At 52.3% G+C, this 15,904-nt stretch carries 12 protein-coding genes; 6 read left to right on the forward strand and 6 right to left on the reverse strand.

Annotated elements, in window-relative coordinates; all coding sequences use genetic code 11:
- The first annotated feature begins 16 nt into the window (after positions 1-16).
- From K3T83_RS27265 to K3T83_RS27290, 6 genes are all read left to right on the forward strand, one after another.
- Positions 17-1,075: a glycoside hydrolase family 130 protein gene (locus tag K3T83_RS27265; RefSeq protein ID WP_373324616.1), complete on the forward strand. Its 1,059-nt coding sequence runs from the start codon at positions 17-19 to the stop codon at positions 1,073-1,075.
- A 505-nt stretch (positions 1,076-1,580) separates the two neighbouring features.
- A complete protein-coding gene (locus K3T83_RS27270) occupies positions 1,581-2,222 on the forward strand; it encodes a hypothetical protein (RefSeq protein ID WP_220200987.1) in 642 nt (213 codons plus the stop codon).
- 240 nt (positions 2,223-2,462) lie between these two features.
- On the forward strand, positions 2,463-3,980 hold the full coding sequence (locus K3T83_RS27275; protein ID WP_220206075.1) for a hypothetical protein: 1,518 nt from the start codon (positions 2,463-2,465) through the stop codon (positions 3,978-3,980).
- A gap of 765 nt (positions 3,981-4,745) precedes the next feature.
- The gene (locus K3T83_RS27280; protein ID WP_220206076.1) at positions 4,746-4,982 is read left to right on the forward strand and encodes a hypothetical protein; all 237 of its coding nucleotides are present in this window, start codon (positions 4,746-4,748) and stop codon (positions 4,980-4,982) included.
- A gap of 584 nt (positions 4,983-5,566) precedes the next feature.
- Entirely contained in the window at positions 5,567-8,161 is a 2,595-nt protein-coding gene (locus K3T83_RS27285; protein WP_236065001.1) for an APC family permease, read from the forward strand.
- Positions 8,162-8,578: 417 nt separating this feature from the next.
- Positions 8,579-10,288, forward strand: a complete 1,710-nt coding sequence (locus tag K3T83_RS27290) for an ATP-binding protein (RefSeq protein ID WP_220206077.1) — start codon at positions 8,579-8,581, stop codon at positions 10,286-10,288.
- Between the two features lie 140 nt (positions 10,289-10,428).
- Here K3T83_RS27290 and K3T83_RS27295 read toward each other — a convergent pair whose 3' ends face one another.
- The 6 genes from K3T83_RS27295 to K3T83_RS27320 form a co-directional block, all read right to left on the reverse strand.
- Positions 10,429-10,803, reverse strand: a complete 375-nt coding sequence (locus tag K3T83_RS27295) for a hypothetical protein (protein WP_220206078.1) — start codon at positions 10,801-10,803, stop codon at positions 10,429-10,431.
- Between the two features lie 587 nt (positions 10,804-11,390).
- Positions 11,391-12,095, reverse strand: coding sequence for a response regulator transcription factor (locus K3T83_RS27300; RefSeq protein WP_220206079.1), 705 nt, complete (start codon positions 12,093-12,095; stop codon positions 11,391-11,393).
- A complete protein-coding gene (locus K3T83_RS27305) occupies positions 12,088-13,773 on the reverse strand; it encodes an ATP-binding protein (RefSeq protein WP_220206080.1) in 1,686 nt (561 codons plus the stop codon). The genes K3T83_RS27300 and K3T83_RS27305 overlap by 8 nt, the downstream gene beginning before the upstream one ends.
- A gap of 413 nt (positions 13,774-14,186) precedes the next feature.
- Complete coding sequence (locus K3T83_RS27310; protein ID WP_220206081.1) at positions 14,187-14,609, reverse strand: hypothetical protein; 423 nt, start codon at positions 14,607-14,609, stop codon at positions 14,187-14,189.
- Positions 14,610-14,693: 84 nt separating this feature from the next.
- Positions 14,694-14,900, reverse strand: a complete 207-nt coding sequence (locus K3T83_RS27315; protein WP_220206082.1) for a hypothetical protein — start codon at positions 14,898-14,900, stop codon at positions 14,694-14,696.
- Positions 14,901-15,142: 242 nt separating this feature from the next.
- Positions 15,143-15,775: a GNAT family N-acetyltransferase gene (locus tag K3T83_RS27320; RefSeq protein ID WP_220206083.1), complete on the reverse strand. Its 633-nt coding sequence runs from the start codon at positions 15,773-15,775 to the stop codon at positions 15,143-15,145.
- Positions 15,776-15,904: the final 129 nt, after the last annotated feature.

Below are 15,904 nucleotides of genomic sequence, written 5' to 3' on the forward strand. Positions count from 1 at the left end.
AAGGAGAATGTTTGTGATCGATACAATACAGAGATATGTCCAGAATCCGCTGCTACTGCCTGAGCATATCAGACCGAGTATGGATGGGCTGGTGGTTGAGTGTGTGTTGAATCCGGGGGCCTTTCGTTTCGCAGGGAAGATCGGGTTATTGCTGCGGGTGGCGGAGCGGCCTGTGCAGGATGAGGCGAGTGTAAAGACGGTGGTTATTGATCCCGCTGCGCCGGGTGGGCAGCGCATCCTTGCCTTTCAGAAAGATGATCCCGATCTGGTCTCTCTGGAGGAGGACTCCAGAGGCTTTGTCTATCGGGGTCAGCCTTATCTTACCACTCTTTCGCATTTGCGCCTGGCCTGGAGTGAAGATGGTTTGAACTTTCGGATAGATCCGACACCAACGCTGCTGGGACAGGGCGAACTTGAGGCCTTTGGGATTGAAGATTGCCGAGTGACCGAGATCGATGGAACCTACTATCTGACCTATACGGCGGTATCTGTGCATGGCTTTGGTGTGGGTCTGATCAGCACTACCGATTGGGAGCATTTTACGCGACATAGTATGATCCTGCCTCCCAATAATAAAGATTGTGCGCTCTTCCCACGGAAGATCGGCGAGCACTATTTTGCGTTGCATCGGCCCACGATGGAGGGTGTGGGTCGCAATCAGATCTGGCTGGCGCAATCGCCGGATCTGCTGCATTGGGGGCAACATCGCCCTTTGATCAAGACGCGGTCTGGCATGTGGGATAGCGCACGTGTGGGGGCAGGAGACGCGCCAATTTGGACGGAGGCTGGCTGGTTGGAGATCTATCACGGGGCCGACGAAAATAACCGCTACTGCCTGGGCGCATTGCTCCTTGATCCTAACGACCCAAGCAAGGTATTAGCCCGGTCAGGTCGGCCAATTATGGAGCCGATCATGGAGTATGAGAAGGTTGGTTTCTTTGGAAGTGTGGTCTTTACTAATGGGACGGTTGTCGAAGGGGATCGTGTTCTGATGTACTACGGGGCGTCGGATCAGGTGGTCTGTGGCGCGACACTCTCATTACGTGAGATCCTCGCATCGCTGCACACGCTGTGATGGTTGTTGAGCGCAGCTTCTGAGTACCCCTCTACTGCAATGAGAATGCTTCGCAGCCCATGGGCCTTCTTTGGGAAGAGGGCAGTACCGCCCTCTTATCTCGCATAATAATTTTTCCGGGCAGTTCAGAGGAAAGTGGCCAGTTTCATGGTGGGATGTACACCTGGTGACAGCCAGTGTAGCGCTTCCCCCATGGAGACGAAATAAAAAGAACCTGCAATGTCACAGGTAAACTGTGACAGGCTTCCCTTATAATGAGAAAGCTAGATCATTTCTATTTTGCCAACGGAGGGACGCCTTCATCCTGTTTCCCTCAGAGAACGTTTCGTCTGGTTGCCTCGTTTTTGAACAGCGTGAGAGTCAGCCGCGAACAGTTATGTGGGAAAGCTTGCCACGCTTGCATCTAAACCACCGTAATACCGCGTCTTTTTATTCTGAGAAGCGGGAAAAGTATCCTGAGAAACGTCACGAATTTTTACTAGGAAGGAAAGAGAGGAAAGTTCCTATGAAAACGATGGAAGGAGCTTCGTGCTTCAAGCGGCGTCTCACACTCGGCTTTGTCATCAAGATTCTGACAATTGTTGCCTGCTCACTGATGATGTTTTTTATGGCACCATCAGTGACGCAGGCGAATAAGAATGATGATACGCAAGCTTGCGTCGCGTCCAGTACCGTCTTTTGTATCGCGCCAGAGCAGCCACAGAACAATCCAGACAACAATTCTGCTTGCGGCACCGGGCAGCAATACTATACAGGAAATGATGGTGTTGCAAATATCGCCTGGACCAATACCTATGGGAATCTCCATTGCTTGACCGTTACCTGGGATCTGAGTACCTATGCCCACGGCGCTGTCGGCCCTCTTACTACTGGCTCGTGTGATGCCTCGATGTATGTCCCTATTCATCATGCCACGGCGAAGCTTATCTATGGCCTGGTTATCAATGGTCAAAGAACCGGAAATATCTTTGGGGGTGCCATCGATCAAGGTCAATATAGCGATGGGGCCTTTGTGGTTATAGGCCATCTGAATCTGCACCCAGGTGATAATGTAGGCGTCGTCCTTGAGGACGATATCGGGGGTATGTATAGTGCGCAAATGGGATGGGGTACAGATGCGTCTCACTCACTGAAGTTGACTTGCTAGGGAATTTGGCCGAAGGTTCAGACGAAGCAGGTCCAATGATTGGAAATCAGGCCGAATCGCGCGGACAAAGCAGAAATCATTACCATATATAATGAGGCGAGTGGCTTATAACAACAAGACGACGTCTCGGCAAACTGTCCCCTCGTCTCCCTACTGAGCTATTCTTTCGACTATTATGCTTGCCTGGATGCTTCTTTCTCTCTGTTCTCTCTTAAAAAAACACAGAAAAGGAAACTTTGTATGAGGAAATGGTTCAAGTCTAAACTTCTGGTCATGCTCCTACCAGTGCTGGCGGCGCTGATGGTTCTGCCCTTCTGGTGGGCGGGTAGCACGGCGTATGCCGCTACGGAGAGTATAGCGTCGGGTACTGTTCCCTGGAACAACGCCAACGGCGACGGAGCAAGTACGCCTTTTCAGATGGCCGCCATCAGTTCGGTCTTTTCGGGAACCCTCGCCTGTCCCAATATGATCCAAAGTGTCCCTCCGCATGGCACACCTACCTTGAGGATCTGGTTGATCGAAGATTCACATGGAGGCCGTCTGGATGCCTCTGGAGAAACCCACTGTACCCAGACACCAACTCCCTGGTCCTTGTCGGCTGGACAAAATCCTGCCGGTCACTACCATCTCTGGGTGAATTGCCATTGGGGAGGCTGCGGCCACGATGTCACGGTCTCCTATATCGTCGATACCAAGCCCGTAGCTCCTGTCGTTACTAAGCCCGTAGCTCCTGTCGTTACTAAGCCCGCAGCTCCGGCGGGGAACACGCTCACGGCTGATCAGTTGCACCAGACGCTCAACAATCAAACGCCCAAGCTTGGGCAGGCTTGGGCGGTCCACACAGGCTGGGCGACCAGTGCTTCCCCTGGTACTGGCTCCTTCCCAAGCAGCACCATACAGAGCAAAATCGCAGCCGATGCTCTCATTACCTGTAACAACCCGACTGGTACTCTCAGGATGTCGCTCAAGATTTCCCCCAACAGTTCACTCAATCCAAACAAGGTTCTCAACTCCACCAACCTCTCCTGTCAGAGTGGGAGTGGGCATACCGATGATCTGAGTGTACATACCGACAGGGGCTTTATCGTCACCTTTGACAATGCTATCAATACTGGCAACTGGGCTGTCAAGTATGTTGCCTCTGCTGATAAGCCTCTACCGACACCACCCAGCCCGCCTTCCTGCACGAACAATTGCAATCCAGTTTCCTGTACCAGCAACTGCACCACCAACCCGCCTCCATGCAGCACCAGCACCTGCAAAACCAACCCGCCTCCATGCAGCACCAGCACCTGCAATGGCAGGACAGTTCCAACGAGTGCCTATGATGCCTGTGTTGCTGGTATGAAGTATGTCTGGTCGGTAACCCCAACAGATCCTGGGCCGTCCTGTGACACAAAAAACGCCAATTCAACAACGTATAACGCTTGTGAATGGGGTTACCTGGGAGGTGATCCTGCTGCCTATGGTCCGGCTAAGCCTTATGCTGACAAATTTTGTGCAGGCTATCATCCGACCCCCCCAAAAATACAAGACACAGCAGCATATGGCTATTGTCAGGCTGGAGTCTACGCTCTCCAATACGCTCACGAGAAAGCAGCAGATTGCTCACAGTCATCCAGTCTTGATAGCAAGATTGCCTGTGATTATGGATATTGGTACGATAACTACGAGCTTACCTTCGATCATGGCAGCATCATTGTAAAGGGAGATCAGCAAAAAGCTGATCAAGCATGTAATTCCATCTATCATAGCTAATTCATGCGCCTGGAACGCTCAGGTTCTCATGCCGTAATCATCTAGCTGACAAAAGAAGGGAGTCATGACTCATTCCCGAATTTGCTGGAGAGGCAAACCGGGAGAGGGCGTAAGTCAACCATAAGCGGTTGAGAACCTCGCGGAGTCGGGGCTTCCCGCTTCCGTTTGCCGGTCCGATGACACCAATAACACAGCCAGAAGATGCACTCTTGCGCATCTTCTGGCTGTGTTGCAAGAACATCATGAACTGAACATTCCAGTTAACGCTAACACAGATTGCTCACATACGTCGAGTCCTGGGAGTCTGAATGACTGTATCGCCGGGTGCGTTCTGGATGATTGGCAGAAAGATGACCTTAATGAGACGTTCACGGAGCAAGTAGACAGACTGAGGCAAGAAGCTACGACAATAGGGCCGTGTAGCTCCTATTACGGATAATTGCTTGCTTCTACCTTCTAGCATGGTGTAAATCATTTGATTTCATAGGTGCAAAACGAGCGGCAGAGGAGGGAAACGTTCCTGCATCTTGCCATACGAGGCAACTCATCATAGGGCGATGCCTATTTCTGTGTACTCATGCTTATAGACCACGAAATTAAATAGTTCTCCCTCACTTTGTGTGAATCGAAAGAGTCCAAAAGGAAAGCACTGAAAATGGTTCCCACCCGAAGCCTGTTGAAGCGAATGGGGAAGGAGCATATGTTGGAGCTTTCACACAAAGTGAGGGAGAGCTATTTTGCTGGCAGAAATCACATAATTCATCTGTGGATGAGCTATTTCAATTGTGCTTTATCAAGCATCCCAGCAATCTCTGTACCTACATTGTCTTACTTATAGTTGCTCATGCTTTACGGCACGTGCAACAGGAGCCACAGCAGCCGATGCTCGACGGTGCTTCTGTGCTACAATCTGCCCCACAGGTCCTGACGCCTAAGATGATTGATGATCTACGCGCAGCCCTCGCGCACATCACCGTCTCTCAGGAGCCAGAGACACAGTAAGCATTATCCTCTGCTCACAGCGAACAGGGGGTGAGCACCGTCCAAGAAATTCTTGTTGGACAGAAGGACAAACAAGGGGAGGCGAAGAAAGAAAACAATTACGAACGGGTGAAGGTGTATCTCTCCACGCATTCAAAGGTAACGGATCGAGACATTGCCGAAGCTTTAACGATGAGCACGAATACTGCAAACAAAAGGCGAAGACTCATCCAGGATGCAATGAATAGAGTGAATGCTATGAGTGACAAACCTTAACGCTATCAAGAAGAGGACCTGGATATCGAGTCCAGGTTCTTCCCCTCAGTTTCTCGGCAAGAGGAGGTTCTTCTTGCCATGCCTTTGTTCTACACTACCGAAACGGACTTGATATGATTCGCTGCCTCCCTGGAGAGCCTCTTGAGAGTCGTGTTTATTTCTTGAGAATTTCTTGAGCCAGAAAAGGATTCCCCTGAGTATATCTTGAATGCAGAGAGGATATGCTAATGGAAAGAAGAAGAGACCATTTACGATGTCCCCTCTCCAGGGGAAAAACCTTTGACAACACACCGGCGCATCATCATTGAAAGCCGGAAGGAGTTGCACCTGTGAATCAGCGGGACTATTCACCAGACGCGATCGTATCAGAAACCCGGAGCTATCAACAAAAACCTGAACTCGTCGATACCGAAGACCCCAGCATTTTGCTGAGCACCGAGATGCTGCAAGGCAGCAAGCCGGGCAACGTTCGCGTCCGTCTTGTTCGCCCATCTCAGAAGATGTTTCGTCGCCTCGATGCCGGACTGTTGGAAGCAACAGAAGCTGCTGAGCAACCACGTACACCGCTGGAGCGTGCCGCTCTCTCATTCAAGCGTTTCGTGATAGGCGCACCTCTGGCGACCGCTCGCGAAAAACACGAGCGCCTGACGAAATTCAAAGCTCTGGCGGTCCTCTCCTCGGATGCCATCTCTTCAGTTGCATATGCGACCGAGGCCATCCTGGTCACATTTATTGCTGCGGGTTCGCAACATCTCTGGATAACGCTGTTTATCTGCCTCGCCATCGTCGCTCTGCTCGCAGTTGTTGCGCTCTCCTACCGCCAGACCATTCCGGCCTATCCCAATGGTGGGGGATCGTACATCGTGGCAAAAGAGAACCTGGGAACGCTGCCGGGCTTAATTGCAGCTGGCTCCCTGATGATTGACTACATCCTCACCGTCTCCGTCAGCATCTCTGCTGGCGTGCAGGCGCTGGTGACGCTCTTTCCATCGCTTGCTCCATCGGTCGTCACGATAGACGTACTTCTGGTTGTACTGATTACCATGGTGAATTTACGAGGGATCCGCGAATCGGCCTCGATCTTTGCCCTACCAACCTACCTTTTTATCTTCAGCGCTCTGCTGTTAATCGTTGTTGGCTGTGCCAAGGCGTTTCTCTTTCAGCACCAACCGCTCTTTGGCACTTTCCACCCCTTTGTCAAGCCTGTAGAGACGCTCAGCCTGTTTCTGATTCTCCGCTCCTTCTCAGCCGGGTGTGCGGCTATGACTGGAACTGAAGCCATTTCTAACGGCATTCCCGCATTTAAAGAGCCATCCTCCCGCAATGCTGCGATTACCCTGACCTGGATGGCTGTCATTCTTGGCACGCTTTTCATCGGCATCACCGTGCTGGCGCTGTCCTTTGGCATCGAGGCCAGCCCATCAGGAAACCCGACAGTGATTGGTCAGGTCGCACAGCAGGTCTTCTCTGGCCCCCTCTTCTTCATGTACCCGGTGTTCCAACTAGCAACGCTCTTTATCCTGACGCTTGCGGCCAATACCAGCTATTCGGATTTTCCCCGCCTCTCGTCTCTGCTGGCGCGGGACCATTTCCTGCCTCACCAGTTTGCCTTTCGCGGCGATCGCCTCGTCTTCTCAACTGGGATCGTGGTGCTGGCGGTGCTGGCAGCATTGTTGCTGATCGTCTTTAAGGGAGATACGACGCTGTTGCTCAACTTGTACGCTGTGGGCGTCTTCATTTCCTTTACGCTTTCACAGGGAGGTATGGTGCGCCACTGGTGGCGTTTGCGTCATGAGGTGAAAAGTTGGCGGCGCAGCCTGATCATCAATGGCTGTGGCGCGTGTGCCACGCTGCTTGTCGCTATGGTGATCGCCGTCACGAAATTCGCGGAAGGAGCCTGGATCGTGGTTCTGCTCCTCCCCCTGTTGATCCTGATGTTCCTGTCCATTCATCGCCACTACCTCTATGTCGAGCAAGAACGCACAACAACTCTCCCCCTCTCTCCCACAGCCATTCACCACCGCCTCATTGTACCAGTTGGTCGGCTGGATGAGGTGACGAGATCAAGTCTGGTCTATGCTCGCTCCATCTCACCGAACGTCACGGCGGTCCATGTCCGTCTCGATGAGCAACAGAGCAGTGCGTTGCGCCAACAGTGGGAGGAGTGGCAGGCAAACCTGAGTATACGAGAGCAGGTATCACTCGACATCACTGAGCCGCTGGAGCGTTCACTGGTGCGAACGCTGCTCACTTATATCAACGAACTACAACGGCTGCACCCGGAAGCCAACCTGACTGTGGTTCTGCCTGAACATAGAGAACAGAGGACGCGTCCTCGCCTCTTTACACATCCCAGACTCTTCCAGCTAAAGGTGGCTCTCTTTTTCCGGCCACAGATTATTGTGACCAACATCTTGCGCAACGAATATAACGGGCTAACACTGTCGCGTACAAAGCCAATCCGTCATCGGTTTCTTGTGCCTATTGCGGAACTGGATCGCGTCTCTGTGCAGAGCCTGGCCTATGCCCGTTCGATCTCTCCACACGTGGTCGCGGTCCATGTCGCCATCAACCCACACGAAACGGCGCTGTTGCGTGAGAAATGGGAGCAATTGCAACAACATCTCTCGAAAGAGGAGGAGACTGCTCTGGTCATCATCGAGTCGCCATATCGTTCCCTAACGCGACCACTCCTCGCCTACATTGAGACGATGCGCGAGTTACATCCGGATGAAACGCTCACCGTCATTCTGCCAGAGTTTGTGGTGGCTCACTGGTGGGAACATCTCTTGCATAACCAGACCGCGTTGCAACTCAAAAGGGCACTGTCGGCACTTCCCAACATTGTGATAACAAACATACCCCAACATCTTCAACGGCATGCACAAATACAATCTCAAGAAATAAGCAAAACAAGGATATAGCGTCATCACGGCGATCATATCATTTCGCCCGAAGCCTATGAGCTTCCCAGCGATTAAGACAAATGCGCCCGCCAACAACAGGCGGGCGATACTCATCAGTATAAGCTTCGCAGACTTAAAAACTCCTCAAGAGGATCTTCCTGTCCTCAGTTTCGCGGCAAGAGCCTCTTCTCTTTGCCGGGTTGCTCCATCTTTTTGTAACATCAGCAATCAGGTGGTATTTCTTTGACTGCTGTCTTTCTTGCACAGGTCTTTGAGACTTTTTTGAGTTCTTTGTCAGCTTTTGAGAGCCTCTCTTGAGCCTTTTTCGAGTACAGTCTTTGCTTGAGGAAAGATCTTTGCTCAGTTCGTTCCCGGATCTCATCTCTATTTCATGCTCATACTTCCAGGCATTCGTCCGGTATTGAGGAGAAAGAAATGCATATTCATTCGTTTTCATCTTTTCCAGCGTTGAAGGCTCAAGGAGGTCGTTCCTGGCAGCGCACCTTCTGGGATAGCATCCTTGCCATTGCCGGGCCATTACTCGTGACGCTTCCCCTCTTTCTGTTGCACCTCTATCCACTGATTCCTAACATTTCTCTTCTCTATCTGCTGGTGGTACTGGGGCTGGCGAGTACACGTGGGAGGTATGCGGCCATTCTAGCATCGCTGGTGTCGACGCTCGCCTTTGACTTCTTTCTGGTTCCTCCCCTGTATGCCCTCACGATGTACCGGCCTGAAGAATGGATCGCCTTGTTCGTCTTTCTTGTTGATGCCATCCTCACCGGTCAATTAGCCGTCCTCTTGCGCCAACGGGCAGAGGCAGCCAGACGCCAGGAGCGGGAGACGCGTATTCTCTATGAACTGGTGCGCCTTATCTCGATCAGCGATCATCTGGGACAGCAGTTGCAAGCCATTGCCGAGTCCATCATCACTGTTTTCTCATCCTGGGGTATTCGGGGATGCGCATTATTCCTCCCTGACCCGACTGGCAAACTCATCAATCGTGCGGCTGCTCCCCAGACCGACCTATCCCGCCCCTTGTCATCCGACGAACAGGCGGTTGCCTTGCAAGTTCTGAGGGAGGGACGCTCGCTTGGATTCCACGAGATGGCTCTGGTGCGTCATACCGCAATGGGAGCCGTCTCCCGCGTGGTGATTCACGGCTCCTCGTTTCAACAAGCCATGCGTCTTCGCTTCATTCCACTCAAATGGGGTACGCGTGTTGTTGGTGTGCTCCTCTTGCGAATTGAGGGAGGGCCTCTCAGCTACGCAGAAGAAGCGCATCTCACTGAAGAGCAGGAGCGAACGCATCCCCGCACGACCTTTTTCTGGACGTTTCTCGATCAGGCCGTTGCAGTCGTTGAACTGGCGCGCCTGCGGGATGAGGCACTGGATATGGAGATCTTACGGCGCACCGACGAGTTACGAGCAGCGCTGCTTTCGTCGGTCTCGCACGATTTGCGCACTCCGCTCGCATCCATCAAAGCCGCTGCCAGTAGTTTGCTTCAGGAGGATGTTGACTGGGATGAAGAAGAACGCAAAAACTTTGCGCTGGCAATTGAACGTGAAGCTGATCGCCTCAATCGCCTGGTGGGAAATTTGCTGGATATGTCGCGTATTGAAGGAGGAGCGCTCAAGCCAGAGAAAGACTGGTATGCTTTGCCCGATTTGATTGAAGATGTCTTACAACGAATGCAGCCGCTATTGAAGGATCGCCCGATCCAGGTGGACCTTCCCCCGGATCTGCCATTGGCCTCGTTCGATTATGTCCAGATGGATCAGGTACTCACCAATCTCGTTGAGAACGCAGCCCGGTATACGCCTGCCAGATCACCGATCGATATTGATGTCCAGCATCAGAAGGACGTGCTCCTTCTTCATGTTGCTGACCGTGGTCCGGGTATCCCTGAAGCCGATCTGGAGCGCGTCTTTGATAAATTCTATCGTGTGCAACAAAAAAAGCAGGGTTCCCCTTCTCCGCTGGGGACTGGTCTTGGTCTTGCCGTCTGTAAGGGTTTGGTTGAGGCGAACGGGGGCCGCATCTGGGCACAGGCACGCGAGGGAGGGGGAGTTGTGTTTACTGTGGAATTGCCGCTTTCATTACAGGAAGGATCATCTTTTCCGCCAGTAACACAAGCACCCTGAGCAGATGGGCGTTTTTACAGCAGCAAAGATGCTTGCAAAAACAGGCAAAACTCCTCCAAGCAATCCCCTTTCAATTCATCGAAATGGTGGAAGATCCAAGATGTTTCATGTTATGGAAGCTTACAGGAGGAGTTGCTCGCTCATCTGGACGGTGGCTTTGCCCTCTTTTTCCATCTCGGACGTTGGCGCAATGCCGATCCCATCATCCATCCTAGATCGATCACGTATAGGACAATTACCACGTCCCCCACAGTTGTAGTCAGCCACCCTGGTGGGAGCATCTGATCTACACCCCACAAGATGAATGCCAGGCTCACCAGCAAGGCTTTGAACAGCTCAAGCGGTTTGGGACGAGTGAGCACCTGAAAGCCTAGTGAGGCCGCACCAATGAGCAAGAGAGGAGCCGCCGAGACAGGTGCATGTGGTAGGCTGACGAACACCTGGGGAGCCAGGTCGCCTAGCAGCAGCCCTCCCCCAGTGAAGAGCGCCAGCACGATGAGCAGCCAGGTGAACACATACACCGCTCCTTGTAGAAGGGACATTACAGCAGGATGTGGTTGGCATGATGAAACGTCGGAGGAATGGGAAACTGCTTCCTGGTCAAGTATAGGCTTCATGATCTCATATCTTATGGCACGGTACTTTGCTGCTTGACAGAGAGTAACGCAAGCCATCCTTTCAACAACAGTAGTTGGAAGCTGAACTTGTGTGGGTTCTTTGAGCAACGCTGCCGGTCATGAGATCATTCATTACCACACGGCTATCCCTCAACCCCAGCCGTGATAGCCTATCCTGGCATGGATTGATAGATTTCTCTCCTATACCATAGAGCATCCATGAGATTCTGTCAAGAATACCCTCTTTGTGCCCAGGGCTTTCCAGTTCTCCGCTCAAAGGGGTGCAGGGGTCTCCCTGCCGGGGCCTGGGGCGTCCCCAGTTTCCTTCCCTCCTTTGCGCGCCGCCGCAGGCGGCGCGCAAAAGAGAAGAAAAAAGTTTTTTGCGGGGACACCCCGCACCCCGGCAAAGGGCTGCCGCCCTCTGCACTCCTGCTAGATGGGAGAATTGGAAAGCCCTGTCTTTGTGCCTATCCTATTTGTCTACGCTACTCAGCAGCAAAACGATAGCCCACCCCGGGGATCGTGAAAATAAAGCGTGGGTGCCTCGGATCGGGTTCGATCTTGCGGCGCAACTGCCCGATGAACACGTGCAACGAGTGGGTTTGCGGCTCTACATCCACCGCAGGCCCCCATACTTGTGTCAAGAGCATTTTGCGAGTCAGAATCTTGCCGGGATGCTGGATGAGCGCCTTGAGCAGATCGTACTCGGTCGGAGTCAACATGACCTCTTGATCGTGAACGGTAACGTATCGACGATCAATATCGACTTGTAATGGGCCAATGGTGATGACTGCTGCTGTTCCTGAAACGGGACGCGCAGCACGGCGCAGGGCTACCCGGATACGTGCAAGCAGTTCCTGCAATCCAAAGGGTTTGGTCACGTAATCATCTGCCCCCAGATCCAGCGCCTCGACCTTCTCACGCTCCATTTCGTGGACAGAGAGGATGAGAATCGGAATGTTTGAGGACGCACGGACACGCTGACACACTTCTAATCCACTCATATCTGGCAATCCAAGATCCAGAATAATCAGGTCAGGATGATCATCGCTCACCGCTTGCAGCGCCTCCTGCCCACTTTCCGCCGTGAAAACTTCATAGCCCTGGGTCATCAGACTCCGCCGGATGGCTCGAATAATCTCCCGCTCATCATCGACGAGCAAGATCCGTGCTCCGCTCTGTTCATCCATGCGACACTTCCTCTGTACGGGTGAGAGGCAACGTGAAGGTGAAGATCGCTCCTCCTCCCTCTCGATTCTCTTCCCAGATTCGTCCTCTGTGGGCTTCGATGAGTCCTCGGCACACGGCCAGGCCTATTCCCGATCCAGGGATCTGTTTTCCTGGTTCCAGGACCCGGTAAAATTTATCGAAGATGCGTTCCTGTTCCTCTTCTGGAACCCCTGGCCCCTGATCGGCCAGGCGGATAAGCACTTCCTGGGTGGTCGTTTGAACCTGCAAATGAAGTGGAGACTCGGGTGGGCTATAGCGAACAGCGTTCTCGAACAGATTGGTCAACACCTGGGTGATATGAAGATAGTCAAGTGCCACCACAGGCACATCGGCAGGAATGTCCACCTGCACTGTTCGTCCACTGAGTAAGGGCTCCAGATTCTCCAGCACTTCATAGATCAAGGTGTCAAGAGGGTAACGCTCTTTCTGAAGTTTGAGCGCTCCCCCTTCAATGCGCGACAAATCAAGTAAATTGCCAACGAAGCGATTTAACCGATCTGCCTCTCGTTCAATCGTCCGGGCGAAGGTTTCTCTGGCTTTGTCATCCCACTGGATGTCGTGTTGCAACAGGTTTCCGGCCACGGTCTTGATGGTCGCCAGTGGGGTGCGCAAATCGTGCGAGACCGATGAAAGCAAGGCCGCACGCAGCCTATCAGTCCGACGCAACACTTCCATTTGCAGCGTCTCACGACGGAGGCGTGTACGCTCGATCACGGAGATGGCCTGATCAAGAAACGTCCAGAAAAAAGCCTGGTGGACATCAGTGCTCCCTGCTGGCGTCTCTGGACACGTACGTTCGATGGCTGCCAACAGGTCGCCAGCACCACACAGTCGCAGAACGCCCAGAATCCGTCCACCAGTCTTCAACGGCAGAAAGCGAATCTGCCCTGTCTCGTCGGAGGTGGGATGCCTGCTCTGGGAGAAGGATCTCAAGCGCGCGACCAGCGGATGTGGTGTTGATACAGGGGAGAAAGTTGGAAAGACGCTGCTCTGCCCCGTTTGGGCAACGCGCTGTGCCAGAGCTTGCTCATCCGGCGAGAGCAAGATCTGCGAGGTGAACTTGGGCGCACTCGCCTGGATGACAAGCTGGCCGTGTGCATCGGGTAAGAGGAGGGCGCTGGAGCGAACACCCCAGGAGCCAAAGACGTTCACAACTGCTTGTACAATGCTCTGAAGCAATCGTTCAGGAGACTCATCTTCAACAGTGGTGCGGACCAGATCGTAGAGGATGTGTGTTTCCTGTTCGCGTCGGTTGGCATTCTGTGCCTGCAATCGTAAATGGAACGCTAATTGTCCAGTCAGCAGCGCGGTGACGAGAAAGATACAGAGTGCAATCCACTCTTCTGGTCGATCGATGGTAAAGACATAGAGCGGAGGGATGAGAAAGTAGTCAAAAGACAGAAACGCGACGATGGAGGCGACAAGGGCTGCGTAGAGGCTCCGCGTACTCGCCAATGCCAGCACAATCAGCAGATAGATAATCGAAATGTTGGGAATACGCGGATATAATTGAAAGGTATAGATGAAACCTGTAATGCTCAGCGTGCCCACGAGAGCAAACAGGCTATCCAGTGTGTAGCGTTGCCAGAGCCCAACCATATGAGCTGGTACGGGGGGCAGTGCTATTCCCACATGCATGGTGTGTTCCCCTCCTTTGCACATCATCCCGTTTATGCTCTTTGCAAAACAGGCATTCCACAAGACATAACCAGCATAGACGTATCGGACTTTATAGAGAAGAGAGGCATGCCGAGAAAAATGCATATTCTCTGTTCCTATTACTATAGGCCACAAATGATCAAAATGAACTCTAGAAAATGTATCTTGTCCTCAAGATTCCCTCATGAAAAAACTGGGAAAGGTATGTTGCCAACAGTACTTGAAATGAGAAGAGACCAGGAGCACCTACATGCTTCCTGGTCCCTTCTCTGTGAGCCTTCCTTATTGCACCAAATGCCCTACGACTTCTGCCACAATGTGGAAGGGAACCGGAGGGAGAAGAGACCAGGAGCACCTACATGCTTCCAGATCCCTTTTTCCTCCGTTGAGGCTTATCGTACTTCACGGTGATGTTCTACCGGGACGGTGACGGTCACGCCTCCCTGCGGCAGTGCGGGACCGCTCACGGAGAACGTAACGGTCATTTCCCCATCCTGGGACTCGGTTCCGTTCACCATGACGGTCAGAGAGGCGTTTCGACCCAGTACACGGTGATCATACAGATCCCACGCGAGCGCGGTAATGAGCGCGCTTGTGGCAACTGCCTTTATGATGAGCGGACTACTGGTCAGCAGGCTGACTAGCCACGATGCTGCTGAGAAGCCGATCACCAGGATGTTCAAGTGATGGGCCAGGTACTTGCTGACGTTCTGAGTACTGCGTATCCTCTTGCTGTTCTTTCGTAGGTGGATTATAGTCCCGAGGGCCAGTGCACACAGCCCGATGCCGACGATTATGTCAGCAAGAATATCCATCGTCCCATTGCCTCTCGTCGTCCTACCACTTTATCTGAACGATTGCTTGCTCGATCTGTATTCTTGAGTGAAGCCAGCCTCCTCTCATGTCTGGTTTCCCAGATGTGCCTGTGCGCGTCGCCACTCAAGCAGCGAGCGCTTGCCTACCACATGAGCGAGAGAGATGCCTGGCTGCGTTTCCGCGCCTATGAGCATCTTTCTGCGCATCATCAGTTCTTCAGCGATGTCTTCCACTGTGGCATGTGGTTGATATCGCACGTGAAACAGTAACGTAAAATGCTTCTTTTCCATTGCCGTTCCAACGTTTCTAGCCTTTTATCGCTTCTAGCTCCGATGAAAATGAAGCTAGTTGATAGCAGGCTGGAGAGAACAAGACCGATTTCACTTCATGACAAGTATAGCATGATATAGTGCAAAATGCCCTAAAGGATCAGTAATGTTGCTGAAGCTTTATCTCAAAAATCCATCAAGGCTTTACAGACAGGGAACCAGAATGTGGATAATCCAGGTGAGAAAGCCCTGCATGAGGTCTTTTACGGATGTCCGTGAACTGGAACTCTGGCTGTGTTTCTGAGGTTCGCAGGAGGATGCTGTGAAACTGAATTGTCATCATGTTGTTGTTCGTTGTAGGGTTCTGGCGTCGATAGGACGAGCGAGAAGAAGGCACTCTCTGGTTGCTCTTCCCAGCCGTGTTTGGTGTAAAAATGGCGACGATACGATTCGCGAATGCGCCTGTTGACCAGGATTAGTTGCGTGCAGCCGCGTTGGTGAGCAGAGGTATAGACAGCATCGAGGAGGCAGCTCCCAACGCCGTGTCCTGTTTCATCCGGGCGGAGAAACAACTCTGAGACATAGCCATCGCTTCCCCGCAACAAGTGGAAAAACCAATGGACCGCAACGTAGCCGATAACTGTTCCTTGTATAGAAGCAGATAGGCTCGACGAAGGTACTCCTTGCTCTGAGTTGTCAGGTCTTCGTTCGGCTACTAATATCGTATGGTTCTCTTCACGAATACAGTGTTCAATGCGGTCGGCAACCTGTGCCTGCGTCTGCATTACCGGTTCGTTGCTGATTTGCTCGGACCAGTCTAATACACGAATGATCTCGGCAATTGCCTGACTATCTTCCATACGTACTTCACGAATAATGATTTCCTCTTGTGGCATATTCATTGTCCTTAACAAAGAATAAAACGAGAGCTTTGCTCCTCTTTCATAAAAAATTCGCGAGATAGGTTTCTGCTAGCCTGCCAATAGTATCGTCTATAGGAGATCAAAACGGTGTCCAGGTTGTTT

The organism is Reticulibacter mediterranei (assembly GCF_016587455.1).